Raw genomic sequence first — 18,646 nt, forward strand, 5'->3', positions numbered from 1 at the left:
GCTAAGCTAACTGCATCTCAGTTAGCTGATAAAAAATCACCAATGCTTGAACCCTAAAATAATTTAAGGTTTAGCATTGGCACAAAATTATTCGGTTTTATCGCTAATAGCAATTCTGTTAGCCATTAAACGGGCTTTTGCACGAATTTTAGCTTCTAGCCCATCAACAATATTATTATTGTCAAAACGCTCTTTTTGACGTTCACCATCATCATAGTAGCCACTTTTGTTACTGCCACCCGTTAGGCCTATGTGGGAAACCAAGGCTTCACCTGGTCCATTAACGACGCAACCAATAATGGATACATCCATAGCTGTTGTGACATCTTCTAGGCGGCGTTCTAATTCATTTACTGTTGCTATCACATCAAACTCTTGACGAGAACAAGATGGACAAGCAATAAAGTTAATACCACGACTGCGAATACGCAGTGACTTTAAAATATCGAATCCGACTTTGATTTCTTCAATTGGATCTGCGGCTAACGAAATACGTATTGTATCGCCAATACCTTCGGCGAGTAACATGCCTAATCCAACTGCTGACTTAACGGAACCAGAGCGTAAACCACCCGCTTCAGTAATGCCTAAATGCAATGGTTGTCTAATTTGCTTAGCCAATAAACGGTAAGATTCGACCGCAAGAAATACATCGGAGGCTTTTACGCTGACTTTAAATTGATCAAAGTTAAGACGGTCTAGAATATCTACATGACGCATAGCCGATTCAACTAGCGCTTGGGGTGTGGGTTCACGGTACTTATCCATGAGATCTTTTTCTAATGAACCACCGTTAACCCCAATACGTATTGGAATATTTTTATCGCGTGCGCATTCTACCACACTGCGGATACGGGCTTCATTACCTATATTGCCGGGGTTTATGCGTAAACAATCTGCGCCGTATTCAGCCACTTTTAATGCAATACGATAATCAAAATGAATATCGGCCACTAAGGGTACATTCACTTGCTGCTTAATGAGTTTAAATGCTTCGGCTGAATCCATAGTCGGTACTGAAACACGTACAATGTCAGCGCCCACTTTTTCAAGGGCAAGAATTTGCGCAACTGTAGCGGCTACATCATCGGTTTTTGTATTGGTCATCGACTGCACAGCAATGGGTGCGCCGTCACCAATCGGGACGTTTCCAACATAAATGCGTGTTGAAGGTCTGCGGATAATTGGAGATTCGTTATACATGCAATATTGCTCTACTAATTTTTGTCAATTTGGTTTTATCAATTTGGCTATTCAATCAGCGCAAAAAATTGATTCATCAGAATGCATAAGCAATTGAGTTAGCAAAATAACAGCAAACCCAAACTAGGACTATGGCTTAGTTAACGTTAATCGCGCCACACGGCCATTAGTATACTCAGATAAATCAATATTATTGCCATCAACGGCTAATGTTACCGACTGTGGCGCACCTAAAATCAACTTGAAAGGCGCTTGACCTGTAACTTTAACGTTATGCCCTGATTTTTTAACACCATCGATCAAGACTTTACCAGTAACATCGACAAGGTTAATCCAACAATCAGCTGTCACATCCATAGTTACAACTGAGGTACTAGCACTAGAAACAGTATTATTGTCTGCCGTAGCAGATGGTATTGAAGCTATAGGCGCTGGCACAGTGACACTAGGCTGTTGAGTCGCGCTTAGGTTATCGCGATTAGCAGAACCATTGTTACTAGAGGCATTACTATTGCTTACAAGGTTATCAGTTTGATTGACTTCACTTGCACCTAGATTAGTTTCTGCAGCATTTTGAATTAATTCATTCTCTGTGATACCTAATTGCTCAAATTGCGGATTAGTAGGTTCAATTGCCTCGATGGAACCAGTCGCAACATCTCTTTGAGTCGGCACTAACACCCCAGATTGAGTATTGGCAGTTTCAGCTTGTATTTCTTCAACTGTTGGTAAAGCGAAGTTAGACTCAGTTAATACATCTGATTTCTGTACCCACCATAACACCAACATAGCGAGCAAAATAATCACAATCGCATAGGTGACCAAGTTTACTCGGCTATCCCTAGCTTGACGGGTTGTTTTACGCGAGAAACTTTGCATCGTTGGGGGGACATACTCAGGAATTTGCTGATCTAGGCATTGCTTTATTAAAACAATATCGGCATCAACAAAACGCGCGTAGTTCTTGATATAACCACGTGCATAGGTATTAGATGAAATATTAGTAAAATTATCAGCTTCAATATCGTTCAGAATTCTGGGACGTAAATGCAGCTGCAATGCTGCCGCCTCAACAGTAACACCTTTTTTCTCACGCGCTGCTTTTAGTATTGCCCCGACGGTGGCAATGTCATTTAATACTGCTGCTACTTCAGTAGTTTCGTCTAATTGTTCTTTTATCATTTAAGCAAGTTTGCTCTATATTCTTTGGCTTGAGAAGATGTTGGAAATTTGGCTATCAAGGTAATACCAAATCGTTTCATGGCGTTAATGTCACCAATTTCCTGTTCTATTTTTATCCCTAACGCTAAGCTTTCTGCAGTTTCATTCGCAACCTGATGATATCTTGATAAAATATTGCGAGCGTCTGCATAGTCGGCATCATCCATGGCCAACTCTGTCAATCCAATTAATGTGTTGCCTCGACGCGGATCGTATTTTAACGCCATCTTAAAATACTGTCGCGCTTTTTCTGGTTCACCGTTATTACGGCTACACACACCTAAATTTTCATAACTTGATGCGACTCGGGTATATTTAGGTGTTTCTATCGCCTCTAGTAGCATGGTTTCAGCGCGGGCATATTTTTTCTGCTGGCATAAAAACACACCAAAATTATTTTTAGCATCACCAGATGCATCACTGGCTTTAATTGCATCACCATAGGCGTCTTCTGTGCGTGTTAAATCACCCACAGTTTGATAATAATAAGCCATAGCAACATGAACTTCACTTATGTGTGGTGCAAATTCAATCGCTTTATCTAAATTATATTTAGCTTGCTCGCCATTACCAAGACGTAAATACGTGAGCCCTAATTGCATACGTTCACGCGCTGCAGCAACTTTATCAATATCTCGCTCTGCAACAGGTATGTCTGTACCGGTGTAAGTTCGTTCGGTAACACAGCCACTTAAAGATGCACCTAATAAACCCACTATTGCAATGTACTGTATTCCTTGTTTCATTTTATGGCCTATTTATTGTGCAAAACAAAGAGTTAATCCATTGTGACTGAAATCTGGTTTTGTTGCATTTGTTTTTTTGCTAAACGTTTGGTGCGGTCACGGATATCACCAGCCAGTTGACCACATGCTGCATCAATATCATCACCACGGGTTTTACGAACAATCACAGTTAAACCGTACTCCACAAGGACTTTAGAGAAACGATCAATACGTGAATTAGAAGAACGTCCATAGGGCGAACCTGGGTAAGGATTAAATGGAATTAAATTTATCTTACAAGGGGTGTCTTTCATTAGTTTGGCTAATTCGTGCGCTTGATCTGTACTGTCGTTGATATGATCGAGCATGACATATTCAACAGTAACGCGGCCACGATTAGCATTAGACTTAGCTAAATAACGACGAATGCCGGCTAAGAACTCTTGTAATGGATATTTTTTGTTAACTGGAACAAGCACATCACGTAGCTCGTCATTAGGCGCATGGATGCTGACTGCTAGGGCCACATCGATTAAATCACCTAGTTTATCCAGTGCAGGCACAACACCCGATGTTGATAGAGTTACTCTACGCTTAGAAAGACTAAACCCAAAATCATCTAACATAATGTCCATTGCAGGGATAACGTTAGCAAGGTTTAATAACGGCTCGCCCATTCCCATCATTACTACGTTAGAAATAGGACGGTCGCCGGTATCCTTATGAAAACCTAAAAATTGCGATACACGCCAAACTTGACCGACAATTTCAGACACGGTTAAGTTACGGTTAAATCCTTGCTGCCCCGTAGAACAGAAAGTACACTCAAGTGCACAACCTACTTGAGAAGACACGCATAAGGTTGCACGTCCTTCTTCAGGTATATAAACGGTTTCAACTTCTTGACCTTGACCGACGTCAATAGCGAATTTAATTGTGCCATCATTTGATTTTTGAAAACTGGCAATTTCAGGTGCAACAATTTCACATCTAGCAGCAAGTTTAGCTCGCAATGCTTTGTTTATATTGTTCATTTCTTCGAAGTCGCTAACACCAAAGTGATAAATCCACTTCATTAATTGATCGGCACGGAACGGTTTTTCACCCATTTCGCTGAACAATGCTCGCAGTCCTTTACGATCAAGATTTAATAAATTGATTTTCTTTTCACTCATTAGCCTAACCTCAAACACCTAAAACCTGTAACAGGGCGGCGAATTATACAGGCAGCGTCACGTTTTAGCCAGTATATCTGGATTTAACAATATGAATATATGATAATAGCCCTTGGCAATATTGCCTGCTATTAGGAAGTTTTCACCACATATATGTTAACTCTGTTTTTTATTGTATTTATCGCTATTGCGATTTCGTTTTTTTGTAGTGTTTTTGAAGCGGTTCTTTTATCTGTAACCCCAAGTTACATTGCCAATTTAAGAGAATCCAATCCTAAAATTGCCGCTTTGCTTGATAAGCAAAAAAAGAATGTCGAATCTCCTCTCGTATCAATTTTAACCTTAAATACCATCTCTCATACTGCCGGCGCAGCGGTTGCAGGTGCTCAAGCCTCTGTGGTGTTTGGCAGTGAAATGCTTGGGGTATTTTCTGCAGTATTAACATTTTTAATTTTATTCTTATCAGAAATTATTCCTAAAACATTAGGCGCCAATCATTGGCGTAAACTTGCGCCAACAGTGTCAGTCTGTTTATTTTGGATGGAAAAATTAACCCTTCCACTTATTTGGATGTCACAAAAAGTAACCAGTCTTTTAGGCAAAGGCGAACAAGGCCAATATATTCGTCAAGAACTCAGCGCTATGACCAAAATGGGTAAAGACAGTGGTGAGTTGGGTGAGCAAGAGTCACAAATTTTAATGCAAATGCTGTCAGTCAAAGACATGAGTGTTGCTAATATAATGACGCCTAGAACGGTAATTTTTAAACTGCCCACTCACATTAGTCATTCAAAGTTTATTGACCAACACCTAACCAGTCCTTTCACTCGTATTCCTTTATATGAGGGTGACCGTGACAATGTGATTGGTTATGTTAATCGTAATGATATTTTGCTCTCGGCCCGCCAGACACCAGAAACGCCAATTGGCGATCTGCTAAAAAGCTTACTGGTTATTCCTGCATCCGCAAAAGTACTGCCACTGTTTCAAATGATGATAAAACGTAATGCAAAAATGGCATTAGTGGTTGATGAGTATGGTTCAAGTGAAGGCATTGTCACTATTGAAGATATTATCGAAACGTTAATTGGTTTAGAAATTGTCGACTCCAAGGATTTAGCGCCAGACATGCAAGCATTAGCGCGAAAGCTATGGTTACGTCGAATTGAAAGTAAAGGCATAGTGCTATCAAATGATGGCGAAACCCATTAATTCATAATCAAATAAGATTCAGATAGCGTATAGGCTAAACTGAATCATAAAGCTAAGTTTATCCTTGCTTAACGGTATCACAGCTAAAGTATCCCTAAGATGATACCGTTGAGTGAGGTAAATTAGTACCTGCTGATCTAAAAATGCTAGCATAAGGGCAATCAGCTGAGGAAAAAAATGCCAAAATCTTACCGTTTATCCATTGCCCACATTAATGATACCCACTCTAACTTTGAGCCAAGCCAGGTCAAGTTTACCCTGCAACATCAACAGCAAGCTTACAGCCTAAAAGTCGATACAGGCGGATATGCTCGGCTGGGATATCGCATTGAACAAGCGCGCCAGCAAGCACATGCTAAACAACAGCCGTTCTTATTTCTTCACGGTGGCGACAGCTTCCAAGGCACACTGTATTTTCGTGAATTTCAAGGTTCAGCAAACGCCCATTTACTCAATTTACTTAAACCCGATGCTATGGTACTTGGTAATCATGAAATCGATGCTGGTAACAGTCCAGTAAAAGCCTTTTTAAATCGCATCGAATTCCCGTTAATGGCCGGTAATATGGACTTAAGCCAAGAAGAAACTCAAAAAGAAGGCGTACTGCGTGATCACCCTCAATTATTAGATTACAACGTTGAGCAAGGCATTGCTAAAACCTTAATCAAGCCTTTTTATGATACGCAAATGGCCATTATTGGTATTACGTTAGATCAAATGCCGCTGATTGCCAGACCTGATCCTGACACCTTGTTTGTCAACGCTATTGAAACCACTAAACGTACCGTAGATGCATTACATCAACAAGGGATAAAACATATCCTAGTGTTAAGCCACTTAGGGTTAGATCAAGACCGAGAACTTGCCAGTAAAGTCGATGGTATCAGTCTAATTATTGGCGGTCATTCACATACCTTACAAGGTGATTTTAGTGCCGTTGGCATGTCTCACCTTCCCTACGGCGAAACCGTTAATAACACTCCTATTTTTCACGCGGGAAAGTATGCCGAAACCATAGGTCTACTTGAGCTATCTTTGGATAAAGAAGGCAAAGTGTGTCAATTTACTGGTGATAACTACTTTATGCTCGGTAACAAGGTGGAAGTGAGTCAAGCATCTGATGAGGTGGTAGCGGACACACTACAACACACACTCATCAATACTCTTCGCCAGCATCCGAATATGCTTAACGCTGCGCAAGATAATGCCATTGATGAGGTGATTCAATCACAGTATCGTCCTGCTTTAGTGGCATTAGAAAGTCAAATATTGGCCCATATTCCAAAAGACTTTATTCATACTCGCCTGCCCAGTAAACATTTTCCCCACGGCAGTGAAATTGCGCCTTGGGTCAGTAGAAGCATGTTTAAAGCGACTCAATTAGTTGAGCCTCAATTGGATTTTGCACTGCACAATGCCGGTGGCGTAAGGCAATCACTCAGTAAAGGTCAGCTTTCCGTAGCCGATGTATTTGGCCGTATATTACCTTTTGAATTGCCCTTAGTGACCTATCAAATCAAAGGCGAATACATAATTGAGGTGCTAGAGTCGACCATTAACGCCGCCACCAATAATGGTGTAATAGGCACAGGTGCAGGCAGTTTTCCATACCCATATGGGATCCGTTATAGCTATGATGGGACCCAACCTTTAGGTGCCAGAATTACCCTTATTGAAGTGTATCGAAACGAGCAATGGGTGCTATTAAAGCCTAATGAGCTTTATATCGGGGTATCCAGTTCTTACACAGCGACTGGACGTGAGGGATATGGTGCACTTTTAAAAGCCCTGTGGCAGCAACCGGTAGAAAGTAAAAACCTACCTGAAGCATTTATTGACTTTGTTTGCCAGTATGGTTACAAAATAGGTCAGCAACAAATTGTGAATATTAATTACATTAGCCATAGATAATTTTTGGCTTGGATCACAGACGGTAGCTATCTCGCGTGTTTTAATGACGCCAATACTAAAAACAATTAAGGAACATTAATGAAAACAAAATTGATTAAAGCACTCGCCGCTACAATGCTTGTTTTAGGTGTGTCATCGGCCTGGGCTGAAGGTGTTGTCCATCAAGGTGAAGTTATTGATACTATGAATGGCGGTGGTTATACCTATGTTCAAGTTAAAGAAGCCGATAAAACTTATTGGGCTGCGGGTCCTCAAGTTGAAATAGTGAAAGGCGACAATGTTGAAATGTCTGAACAAATGTGGATGAGCGACTTTAAAAGCGCAAGCCTGGACCGTACCTTTGATGAAATTATGTTTGTCGGTCATATTATTAAAAAGTAACCATCGATTTACGGCTGATACTGCAAAAAATTTATACTTTAATAATCGGTTAATCCTAGCTAAGTTAACTTAAACTGAGTTGACCGATTTTTCATAACCCTCCTGATAAAATACCATGACCCAACTAAACATCGTTAGTTTCCTGCCTAGCCACGCTGCTGATATCAGCCATATTTATCATCAGTCAGTGCAAGCCATTAACCATCCTAGGTATAATGATGCCAAAAAAAATGCTTGGTCTGCAGCGCCTCGCTCAACCAAGTATTGGCTGCAGCAATATAAACTTAGCAAAGCTTGGGTCATTGAAGATGAATTCAAAAACGTATTAGGATTTATTGGTCTTGAAACAACATACCAAAGCCGAGGATATATCGATTGTCTTTATGTCCACCCAGGCTACCAACACCAGGGTTTAGCAACTCAGTTGCTTCAACACGCGCAGCAATGGGCGACTGCGCAACACTATAACCAACTCAGCGTTGATGCATCATATCTATCTAAACCCCTATTTGAGAAAAATGGCTTTGTATTAGTTAAATCAAATTTACGGGTAAAGAAAAATCAAACTTTAGCAACGTTTAACTTAATCAAATCGTTGTGAGTTTTTATTTAAAAGTGGTTGTAGCATGCCTTCAAGCCCATTCAACTTCACCTCGTACATTAATGCTAACTGCTGACCTAACTTGCCTTCAGGAAACCCTTTGGCGTGAAACCAGACTAAATAGGGTTCGGGTAATTCTAATAACTTTCGCCCGGCATATTTACCAAAAGGCATAGTCTGGTTAATCGCTTCAAGTAGCTGTTGCTCATTCATGTGTCTGCTTTGCCTCGATATAAAACAATTATTTATATTATTTTGAAATAATAAAATAGAAAATAGTTACATTTGATTATATTAAAACAATCATTCTATTCAAGCACCTTAATTTAATAAAATCGTTTTTTAAAATATCCGCTTCAAGCAACTCATTTCATTAACCTTTTGGCAACATTGACACTGTCTTCCCATCAGGGTCAATTTTTTGTCTAACAACAGAATAGCGTCAACAAAAAATCATCTAGACAGTTTATAAAAAGTGTCAAAAATCAGCTAATTGACGTGCCATACCACACAAGATTAAAGTAAGGTATATCACTCAATGATGAGGGGCAGGTAAAATGATTATTCTAGTTGGTGGCGAAAAAGGCGGTAGTGGTAAAAGCTGTCTAGCCCAAAATATCGCTGTATTTCTTACCAAAGAAACAAAAGCCAGTGTCATTATGGTCGATTGTGACCCACAACGAACAACATCAGATTGGATCCAAGCGCGTAACAATAATCCACAACTACCGCCGATTAACTGTGTGCAACTTTACGGAAAAATCCGTAATGATTTATTAAGTCTAGAGCAGCATTATGACTATGTTCTGGTTGATTGCGGTGGTCAAGACAACCTTGCCCTTAGAGCAACAATGTCAGTGGCATCACATGTACTCATGCCACTTAGGCCAAAACGACGTGATCTTAAAACCGTCAGCCACATGGATGATATTGTGTCTACTTGTATGATGATCAATCCTAAAATGCGCGCCGCCTTTGTGATCACTCAATGCCCTAATTTACCTAATCAAGCTGGGCGAATTCTAGAAGCGAAAGATGTCTGTCGTACCTATGACATTGACGTATTAGAGGCAATTAATTACTGCCGTAACATTTATGATGACAGCGAAGAGTCGGGTTTATCGGTTATTGAAATAGAACCTAATGGTAAAGCGGCTGAAGAAATGCGCGCAATAGCGTGTGAGTTACTGCAAGCTGAAAATGCTAAGCAAATAATGGAACAGCGGTTATCGCCGCGAAATGTCACTTCACTGAGGGGGAATTATGGCACTGGCCGATCTCAAGAAAAACGCCTCGTCATGTAAATCGAGTTTTAAGAGGCAGATGTCTGTTGAAGAGTTTATCGACACTGCCAGCTTATATGCACTAGGGCAAACCCATGAGTTTGCTCGGCCCAGCAACGTTGTCGACTTTTTACAATGTCGTGATAACAAACGCGCAATAGCGTCTATTAATGTAAAAGCTGAATCAGTAACCCAGGTCAGTAAACAGCCTTTTAGACGTGCCACATTTACCTTAAGTGAACAGGCAATTAATCAATTGGCGCAGTTTAGCCAGGCGAGTCAATTAGCTAAATCAAAATTAATCAGGCATTTGATCGCAGAACACAACCTGTTATCTGATGAAGATAAACAAAAGCTTTATCAAAAGTTTGAATTAGAAACTCAACTTAAATCTATTCCTACATAGTCATAAAAGTAGTATTGCTCTATCCCCACCCTTTTTACTGGCAGCATTAATTGTATGCCAGTTTTTTTATCTGCTTGAAAATTGATTAACATTACCCCATCTCTTGTTTATCACCTAAATTTGAGCGTGCTCATGATTGCCATTATAATTGTCTCCATTATTGCTACTGTAGCAATAGGTTGGATAACCAGCGCCTCATTTAGACGAGAGCGTCATCGCCAAAATGTTTGCCTGCAAGCTTTCCCTAAATCATGGCGCATTATATTGCGTCATCGATTTCCGTATTTTAAAAGCATGCCAACTGATTTACAGCTACAGCTTAAGAAACATATTCAAATTTTTATAGATGAAAAACAATTTATTGGCTGTGACGGACTGATGATTACCGATGAGATGAAAGTCACGGTTGCTGCACAAGCTTGTTTACTGCTGCTTAATCGTAAAACGAACTACTACCCTAACCTCAAGCAGATTTTAATTTACCCACACGCATTTATCGTAGAACAACAAAAAGTCGATTTTGCTGGCGTAACATCACAGCATAGAAGTGTCTTATTAGGTGAGTCGTGGGGAAATGGTAAAGTTATTCTGTCATGGCAAAACACGTTAAATGGCGCAGCAGACCCTTATGACGGTGAAAATGTGGTGATCCATGAATTTGCTCATCAACTCGATCAAGAAAATGGTCCCGCAAATGGCGCGCCGGCATTAAGACAAATTAAAGATTATGCCCATTGGTCATCCACGCTAGGTAAAGAATTTAATCAGTTACAGTATTGCGCGTCACAGCAAATACCGTCATTATTCAATTACTATGGTGCGACTAATCCAGCAGAGTTTTTTGCGGTGATAAGCGAAACCTTTTTTGAAAAACCAAAACAGTTCTTTCAACAACATCCTAAACTGTATAACGAGTTAAGTCAGTTTTATCAATTAGACCCAATACATTGGCACTAAAAGTATCATTTACTCAAGGCTAATATATCGCCATATACTTATCAAAAATACTGAACGTCTGTTTTTTTACAAACAATAACAATGATAACAACACCACATTAGTTTTATTTAGCAGGGATAACCATGCAATCAATTATTCATAAACTTGGCTTTATCGCAGTATTACTCACAACGGTTAGTGCATTTGATATTAATGCTAATTCGCTACAACATCTCGATAGTGAAACCACTGCAGAACAAGCGAGTAAAGCGGTAACAAATAAAAGTAACCAACAAACACTTGCAAGTGAGCTAAGCAGTGATGAAACGCCAGCTGTTATCACAAACTTAAACCAAGTTGACCAAGCATTAGATAGCCAGGGCTTAACAGAAGAAGATAGTCACAATGTTAATGGCTTACTCAACCAGCTACATGAAAGTGCCATGTCGGCTGACTGGGAAAGCTATTTTAGCTTATATCACCCAGATGCGATTTTTATTGGCACTGACGCCAATGAGCGTTGGAATATGGAGCAATTTAAACAATATGCAACACCCACTAATGGCTGGCGCTATGATCTTCAAGCTCGTCATTTACTTCAAATTGGCGATGTTATTGTATTTGATGAACAGCTTTATAGCCCCTCGTACGGCATTAGCCGTGGTACTGGTGCGCTAATTAATACTGAACAAGGCTGGAAGATAGCGCAATATCATTTAAGCTTTCCCATTCCAAATGATAAAGCCAAACGTATCACATCGTTAATTAAACAATAATACGGCTATTACTAATCGAAAAAAACTCAAATTAGTTATATTAAAAAGCCCTTAGTGACTTATCATTAAGGGCTTTTTTTAAGTCGATAAATAATGTAAAACTTATTTCATTGCCACGCTAAAGCACACATTAGCAAGTTGTGAAAAATGGGTAAAAGCATCAAAATCAGCTTGTTCAAATCGTCTAAATGAAGCATGCCTATCAGCATAAAAAACACCTAGCACCTTAGTGCCAACCATTAGCGGTGCAATTAAAAAGCCTTCTCGCGACAAGTCTTCAGTCAGATCACTAGCCAAACTTTGTGGCTCAGACCCACTGACTTGAGATACCCAATAGGGTTTCTTTTGTTCAATACACTGGGCAAAAATAGATTTGTGATCCGTTAACTCAATAACAAAATTAGTTTTCATGGTTTGCGCATCATCACCCATGGCGACTCTTGGCAGCAGCGTTTTTCGATTAGGTGACAATAACAACACCCCGCAACGGTCTACCCCTACACCGGTAAATATCCCTTCTAACGCAGTTTGCATTACCTGATTAAAGTCGGTTTTAGTAATAGCAAAACCCGTTAACTCACGTAGTTTAGTCAACTGAATCGATAAATTGGCCTCACGCAGTATGCTTTCAGGTTGAGGAGCATCAAGTGATTCAAACACTTTTTCAGTATCGGGAATAAATTCAACTAATATTTTAGCACCATAATCGACCGCTAATTTATGGGTAACTTGATTACAACGCACCAAGCGTAAGTTAAACTCTTCAATGCTAATATCAAGCATATCAGCCGCTTGCTTTAACCGTTTTTGAAAACCTTGCGGATCTAACCGAGGCTGGGCAATAGACTCAGCCAGTTTATCGGCAATAAAAATACACCGAATTTCAGGCATACGTTCATCGGGGTTATTCAATGCTTTAAGTAGCATGCCACCTAAGCCCCAGTTTCTGGCAATGCCTTGGGTTAATTGATTAAATGATGTCCCAAGCTCACCACGGATAATACTTAACTGCTCAACACTATCAGGATTGGATAGCAATTTTGCATCCAATTCATCCACCAATGTGCCACCCGTACTCCAGAAAGCACTTTCACCAATGCGATAGAGTAATGTAGCAATAAACACTTCTTCTCTTAAGGCTTCATCACGATCGCTCACCATCATACGGGCGATCATTGCCCCATGAAACGATTGGGCCATCAGCTTTAATAAGCGTTTAAATACACTGTCTGAAAGATTATGACTTTCAAGTAAACTGGATAATAATCTAGCAGTTAGGCAGATATTTCTAATGGTATCAAACCCTAGTACCACAGCCGCTCGGCTAACGGTAGACACTTGATTAATACCTTTATTGTAAATTGCGCTGTTAGCAACCCGTAAAATGCGTGAAGTTAATGCATTATCGTGCATCACACTGCGACCGAGTAACGATAAAGAGGAGACGTCATCCTTGGCAAGCTGCTCTAAATCTCTAACGGTTGAACATAGGGCTGGCATCTCTTGATCACTAATGCGCTTGGTCCAATATTCAACACCTTTATGAGATTGATTGGCTGTCATAGTTGTCTTTTTTGATTAAATAATTGTGGATATATTGTGACAAGTATACTCAAGATCACCCAGTGATGGAGATCTTATTAATACCCAAGTTGATATTATGTCATTTAGCATAAAAAAAGCGGCCCATAAAGGGCCGTAACACAAACGAATTGGTTAAAAACTTACGGGTAGGAAGTACACCAACAATAAGAATCAACGACAAAGCTTATGGGCTTATGATCCAAAAGGTCGGATAAAAGTCCCGTGCGGCCTGTAGGAGAACCGCACGGGGTTACAACAGTCGCAAAGCGACTAAACTGTAAAACGGTACATTTAAAACTTAAAACGGCTCTTTTTCAGTTGAACCAGTTAGTGCTGTTACTGAAGGCTTACCACCTTGAATACAGGTTGTGGCCTGGTCGCAATAACCTGAACCCACTTACTGCTGGTGAAACACTAACGTATTACTTTTTCTCTGCGACTGCGAGTCAGTTATCACGGCAGCACCTGAGATTCTATAATTAAACATTTGTTATATTAAGCGGTTAGTAGCTCATATCCTGGTAACGTTAAAAAATCCACCAATTCATCTGATGTAGTAATTTGCTCAAGTAATTCAGCGGCTTTTGCAAACTGGCCAGCTTGATAACGTTCATCACCTAATTCTTGTTGAACATTCACTAGCTCTTCTGCCAGCATGCTTCTAAACAAATCTTTAGTGACTAATTTATCGTTAGATAATGTTTTGCCATGCTGGATCCACTGCCAAATTGAGGTGCGTGAAATTTCAGCGGTTGCAGCATCCTCCATCAAACCGTAAATTGGCACACAGCCATTACCTTGGATCCAGGCTTCTATGTATTGCACAGCTATACGAATATTAAGACGCATGCCTGATTCAGTGCGTTCACCATTGCATGGTTCAAGTAATTCAGAGGCAAGAATTGGCGCGTCAACATCACGGGTAATGTGCAATTGGTTAGTTCTATCGCCGCCAATATAATCATTGAATATTTTCATTGCGGTATCCGCTAATCCTGGGTGTGCCACCCATGTACCATCATGACCGTTACGGGCTTCTAGCTCTTTGTCACTACGCACTTTTTTCAGTACAAGTTCGTTAGTTGCTTCATCTTTTGCTGGAATAAATGCCGCCATACCGCCCATGGCTAGTGCACCACGTTTGTGACAGATTTTAATCAACAAGCGTGAATAAGCGCTTAAAAATTTGGTGTCCATGGTCACCGCCTGGCGATCAGGTAAGACTCTGTCAGCATGGCGTTTTAAGGTTTTAATATAACTAAAAATGTAATCCCAACGGCCACAGTTAAGTGCAACTATGTTTGAACGCAGTTCATAGAGAATTTCGTCCATTTCAAACACAGCAGGCAAAGTCTCAATTAAACAGGTACATTTAATCGTGCCTGGTTTTAAGCAAAAACGTTCTTCAACAAAGGCAAACACTTTTGCCCACCAGCGCGCTTCAACATGACTTTCAAGTTTAGGAAGATAAAAATAAGGACCTGAATTATTAGCCAATAGCTGGTGATAGTTATGGTAAAAATATAAGGCGAAATCCATCAAACCGCCTGGAATAGCTTGGCCTTTGTATTCAACATGTTTCTCTTTTAAATGAAGACCACGAACACGGGCAATGAGTACCGCAGGATCGGGGTTTAGCTTATATTGTTTACCATCTGGCGAGGTAAACTCAATATCACCACGAACCGCATCACGCAAATTGATTTGCCCTTCAACCACTTTCTGCCAGCTTGGCGCTAATGAGTCTTCAAAGTCCGCCATAAACACTTTAACGTTAGCGTTTAAAGCATTAATAATCATTTTACGGTCCACAGGACCGGTTATTTCGACACGACGATCGGTTAAGTCGTGTGGAATACCACGAATAGACCAATTACCATCACGTATTGCACGGGTCTCAGGTAAAAAGTCAGGTAATTCACCGTTATCAATACGCGCTTGTTTTTGTTTACGCTTTTCAAGCAGCTGTGGCACTTCTGCGGCAAAACGACTACATAAGCTATTAAGTAATGCTAATGCACCTTCGTTAAACACATTTTCTTGTCCTGCTATTGCTGGACCAGTAATCACTAGATCTGACGAACCGCGGGGCTGTTCAGATGTTGTCTTACTGTACTGTGCTATTAATTGCTCTGCCGTCATAACCAGGCTCCCTTGACGCGACTGTCATTGTTTTTCAAACGGGTTGAACATTTCTGTTTGGATTACCGCTTTGAATGAAAAGTGACTAATAAACTCAATAATTCAGAGTAACTAAAGTTGTTTGCTTAACATGCTGCAAATTAATCTGAGCGACTTACGTTTACCGGTAAAACTTTAATTCAAATAAAACCATCAAATGTTCGTTTCGAAGTAAAAACTACGCAAAAACAGTTGTATTTGCAACAGTTACCCCTTTACCAATTCGGTAAAAAACCATCAACACCCTCAGTTTCAAAATGGTCATACCAAAAGCGAATCTTCACAACAAATTATTGAAAATAAACAATTTAAATTACTTTAAAACTGTGTAATCAACCCTGTAAAATTAAATGGTCTTACCTAATTACCAATAAAAAAGATAGGTAATAACACACGTAATAAAAAAACATGTCGTAAACCAATAATTACAAAACTTTAGTAGAACAAACCTTTACAGCAATAGCCTCTGCGTTTTGTACTCACCTTAAGGTAACCTAATTTTTATCAATATAATCAAATATTAATACCCTAACCAACAACTATCAAATTAAAACACTCGTTTCAATCTTACGTTAACGTAAAGTGGAGCTTTTGCAAGAACTTAATCACAGCAATAAAGATGAACGTTATCCGATCATCAACTCTATTCTTTGTGGTTTTATTGAAAAATAAGTTAATTTATTTTCATTTTTTTCGACTTTTTAGTCATTTAGCTTAGTATTTAAGCAGGAAGCAGACTTAACACGATTTCAGCAGGCGTGTTTGTTACCATTTCGCACCATCAACTCAGTAGAAATACCCTGTCGCACGTAGCATTAATATACCTACAGATACCATTTAATGGCTGATAGATCATCAAACAGATATTGGTGCTTTCTGCAAGCCACACACTGAGGACCATGCTATTTGATATCACAGCCAATTCAACATCCTAAAAGGAGCAAATAACTCTCTGAAAATGTCAGCTGTGGTGACTGGCTATAAACACCAAAAAACATATCAATTTGAATAGCCGAAAGCTGTATGATTGGATGATTGAGTTATCGAGCGGCTCGACGAATGGGCTAGTAAATAAATTAATCAGCCGATAAAGCAGCTAACGATTAACCTTGCCTATTAGATATTAGCAATGATGAGAGAATGACAAACATAAACAGTGATTAGCAAGTGAAGGGTTATTTGATAAAAGTCGGCTTTCTGAGGTCTTTTTAGGCTTTTTCTAGGCACTAGTCAAAAGCATGCACCCACTATATATTCTTAATATTAGTAACTTGCAGAATTGTAAAGAGAGTTAAATAAAGCAGGTTTTAGGCGAAGCTAGGATGATATACCAGCACTTTATTTCGTCCTTGATGCTTACATTTATACAAGGCAATGTCAGCACGACTTAATAATGGGTCAATACTTAAATCATCACGCGTTAACGAGCTGACGCCTACACTCAAGGTTATCGAAAAGTTATGACCAGAATACTTAGTATTAATGTGTTCAACTTCTTTACGTATCGATTCAGCTAATTTAAAAGCAGTCTTCTCATCGGTATTAGGTAAATAAAGTACAAACTCTTCACCGCCAAGGCGACAAAAAATATCGCTAGGACGAATAACATCTTCAATAACTTGAGTTACTTTTTTTAATGTCCAATCGCCAGTTGCATGGCCAAAACGATCATTAATTGACTTAAACAAATCCAAATCTAGTACCAGTACAGAAAAGTGGCGATGATTAGATAACGCTTGTACTAATTCATTTTCAGCTAATTCCTGCCCCGTTTGGCGATTAAAAATCCCGGTCAATCCATCGCGCTGGGCCTGGCGCATAAATTGATTCCGCTGCAGCCACGCAGTTAGCAGTAAAAGTAATAAACCAATGCACACCCCAAACAACAGGGTCGAAAACATAATCGATGAGCTTTTCTCTTTTAAAAACAGATCTTTTTGCTGCACCATTAACTCGTGCTCTTGCAACAAATTCTTATTCTCACGATTTTTCTCAGCACTATCAAAACGGGCCATTTGATAAGCATTTTGTTTATGATTATTTTCATCTAAATCTTGTAAATCTAACGCATGGGCAACCACCTGATATTGGTATGCTTTAGCATATTGCCCATCTCGACTGGCTAACATGGCTAACACTTCATTGGCTTGCTTTTTAACATGATTATTAGACTTATCTTCGTTTAATCCGTTAAGTTCATTAGCATATAGCGCCGCTTTTTGATAATTGCCCTGGTAGAAATAAATTTTACTCAAAAAGGCTTTCACGCTGTGTATTTCAACTTGAAATTGAAATGACAAATACCCTTCAAGAGCAGCTTCAAACAGCGGCTTAGCCAGGTCTAGTTGGCCCGATTCAAAATAACTCTCCGCCTGTCCCTTAATAGACATAATTTCTATTAACGGCTGCTCATTATTGGCGCAATACATTTCAGACTGCTTAAATAAATCATTCGCCTCGCTATAGCGCCCTAACCTTAGGGTGGCTACCGCTAAATATAATTTAGCGAAACATTCATTTTTAGGGTCTTTACCTTGATTAAGGTTTAACACTAACTGTGCCGTATTAAGCATTTCTTCATAGGCATTTAAATCAAGCAGGATGTTTAATAAGCGCACGTAAGAAGCGACTTTAAGGCTAACATCTTCAACACCTTTAATGCGTGCTAGATTTATTTCCAACATAGCAAACGCTGCTTCATAGTTTCTAAGCATCATATAAACAGTTGTTTTATGAAGATAAATTTGAGTTAGTGATTTTTCAGAAGGGTTATAGGTTAACGCTAAATCCAGTGCTTGATTGGCTTGTTGTAATTCTGATAAATAGATGTACTTCATACTTAGCAGGATATAATACTCAGCCAACTGAGGACGAGACAACTTATCAAGCGAACGTTCTAAATCAGCGAACAACTTTTCAGCTTGGGGAAAATCAGTTTGTATTAATTTCTCAACTCGAACTAAAGACTCATCATAATTTTCAGATGCAAAAGCACCATTGGTCAAAACCAATTGTGCTAACAAACAGAAAAAGAAGCCTTTAAATTTCAT

General features: G+C 39.5%; 16 protein-coding genes. 8 read left to right on the forward strand and 8 right to left on the reverse strand.

Annotated elements, in window-relative coordinates:
• Nucleotides 1-87 precede the first annotated feature (87 nt).
• The 4 genes from ispG to ACRWQM_RS12500 all read right to left on the reverse strand — a co-directional run bounded on the left by ispG (nucleotide 88) and on the right by ACRWQM_RS12500 (nucleotide 4,324).
• Nucleotides 88-1,203: a flavodoxin-dependent (E)-4-hydroxy-3-methylbut-2-enyl-diphosphate synthase gene (gene ispG / locus ACRWQM_RS12485; protein ID WP_226410536.1), complete on the reverse strand. Its 1,116-nt coding sequence runs from the start codon at nucleotides 1,201-1,203 to the stop codon at nucleotides 88-90.
• Nucleotides 1,204-1,332: 129 nt separating this feature from the next.
• Nucleotides 1,333-2,385: a RodZ domain-containing protein gene (locus tag ACRWQM_RS12490; RefSeq protein ID WP_434930211.1), complete on the reverse strand. Its 1,053-nt coding sequence runs from the start codon at nucleotides 2,383-2,385 to the stop codon at nucleotides 1,333-1,335.
• Nucleotides 2,382-3,170 (reverse strand): type IV pilus biogenesis/stability protein PilW, encoded by a 789-nt coding sequence (gene pilW, locus ACRWQM_RS12495; RefSeq protein WP_434928666.1) that lies wholly within the window; start codon nucleotides 3,168-3,170, stop codon nucleotides 2,382-2,384. The genes ACRWQM_RS12490 and pilW overlap by 4 nt, the downstream gene beginning before the upstream one ends.
• Nucleotides 3,171-3,202: 32 nt before the next feature.
• Entirely contained in the window at nucleotides 3,203-4,324 is a 1,122-nt protein-coding gene (locus tag ACRWQM_RS12500) for a bifunctional tRNA (adenosine(37)-C2)-methyltransferase TrmG/ribosomal RNA large subunit methyltransferase RlmN (RefSeq protein WP_434928665.1), read from the reverse strand.
• Between the two features lie 153 nt (nucleotides 4,325-4,477).
• Between ACRWQM_RS12500 and ACRWQM_RS12505 the strand changes: the two genes are divergently transcribed.
• The 4 genes from ACRWQM_RS12505 (at nucleotide 4,478) to ACRWQM_RS12520 (ending at nucleotide 8,429) form a co-directional block, all read left to right on the forward strand.
• Nucleotides 4,478-5,536 (forward strand): CNNM domain-containing protein, encoded by a 1,059-nt coding sequence (locus ACRWQM_RS12505; RefSeq protein ID WP_434928664.1) that lies wholly within the window; start codon nucleotides 4,478-4,480, stop codon nucleotides 5,534-5,536.
• A 177-nt stretch (nucleotides 5,537-5,713) separates the two neighbouring features.
• Nucleotides 5,714-7,447, forward strand: coding sequence for a bifunctional metallophosphatase/5'-nucleotidase (locus tag ACRWQM_RS12510; protein WP_434930212.1), 1,734 nt, complete (start codon nucleotides 5,714-5,716; stop codon nucleotides 7,445-7,447).
• Between the two features lie 78 nt (nucleotides 7,448-7,525).
• Nucleotides 7,526-7,828 (forward strand): NrfJ, encoded by a 303-nt coding sequence (locus tag ACRWQM_RS12515; RefSeq protein WP_434928662.1) that lies wholly within the window; start codon nucleotides 7,526-7,528, stop codon nucleotides 7,826-7,828.
• Nucleotides 7,829-7,943: 115 nt separating this feature from the next.
• Nucleotides 7,944-8,429, forward strand: a complete 486-nt coding sequence (locus ACRWQM_RS12520) for a GNAT family N-acetyltransferase (protein ID WP_434928661.1) — start codon at nucleotides 7,944-7,946, stop codon at nucleotides 8,427-8,429.
• Here ACRWQM_RS12520 and ACRWQM_RS12525 read toward each other — a convergent pair.
• Entirely contained in the window at nucleotides 8,412-8,642 is a 231-nt protein-coding gene (locus tag ACRWQM_RS12525) for a DUF3820 family protein (RefSeq protein ID WP_434928660.1), read from the reverse strand. The genes ACRWQM_RS12520 and ACRWQM_RS12525 overlap by 18 nt on opposite strands.
• 344 nt (nucleotides 8,643-8,986) lie before the next feature.
• Between ACRWQM_RS12525 and ACRWQM_RS12530 the strand changes: the two genes are divergently transcribed.
• From ACRWQM_RS12530 to ACRWQM_RS12545, 4 genes are all read left to right on the forward strand, one after another.
• Nucleotides 8,987-9,733, forward strand: a complete 747-nt coding sequence (locus ACRWQM_RS12530; protein ID WP_226410545.1) for an AAA family ATPase — start codon at nucleotides 8,987-8,989, stop codon at nucleotides 9,731-9,733.
• A gap of 19 nt (nucleotides 9,734-9,752) precedes the next feature.
• Nucleotides 9,753-10,118 (forward strand): CopG family transcriptional regulator, encoded by a 366-nt coding sequence (locus ACRWQM_RS12535; RefSeq protein WP_434928658.1) that lies wholly within the window; start codon nucleotides 9,753-9,755, stop codon nucleotides 10,116-10,118.
• Between the two features lie 132 nt (nucleotides 10,119-10,250).
• Nucleotides 10,251-11,075, forward strand: a complete 825-nt coding sequence (locus ACRWQM_RS12540; protein WP_434930213.1) for a M90 family metallopeptidase — start codon at nucleotides 10,251-10,253, stop codon at nucleotides 11,073-11,075.
• Nucleotides 11,076-11,198: 123 nt separating this feature from the next.
• Nucleotides 11,199-11,831 (forward strand): nuclear transport factor 2 family protein, encoded by a 633-nt coding sequence (locus ACRWQM_RS12545; protein WP_434930214.1) that lies wholly within the window; start codon nucleotides 11,199-11,201, stop codon nucleotides 11,829-11,831.
• Between the two features lie 102 nt (nucleotides 11,832-11,933).
• On the opposite strand, the gene ACRWQM_RS12550 is transcribed toward ACRWQM_RS12545, so the two are convergent.
• The 3 genes from ACRWQM_RS12550 to ACRWQM_RS12560 all read right to left on the reverse strand — a co-directional run bounded on the left by ACRWQM_RS12550 (nucleotide 11,934) and on the right by ACRWQM_RS12560 (nucleotide 18,646).
• On the reverse strand, nucleotides 11,934-13,394 hold the full coding sequence (locus ACRWQM_RS12550) for an HDOD domain-containing protein (protein WP_434930215.1): 1,461 nt from the start codon (nucleotides 13,392-13,394) through the stop codon (nucleotides 11,934-11,936).
• 516 nt (nucleotides 13,395-13,910) lie between these two features.
• Nucleotides 13,911-15,557, reverse strand: a complete 1,647-nt coding sequence (aceB, locus tag ACRWQM_RS12555; RefSeq protein WP_434928654.1) for a malate synthase A — start codon at nucleotides 15,555-15,557, stop codon at nucleotides 13,911-13,913.
• A gap of 1,346 nt (nucleotides 15,558-16,903) precedes the next feature.
• Nucleotides 16,904-18,646: a tetratricopeptide repeat-containing diguanylate cyclase gene (locus tag ACRWQM_RS12560; protein WP_434930216.1), complete on the reverse strand. Its 1,743-nt coding sequence runs from the start codon at nucleotides 18,644-18,646 to the stop codon at nucleotides 16,904-16,906.

Source organism: Shewanella sp. HL-SH5 (genome assembly GCF_051163755.1).
In the GTDB taxonomy this organism is placed as follows: domain Bacteria; phylum Pseudomonadota; class Gammaproteobacteria; order Enterobacterales; family Shewanellaceae; genus Shewanella; species Shewanella glacialimarina.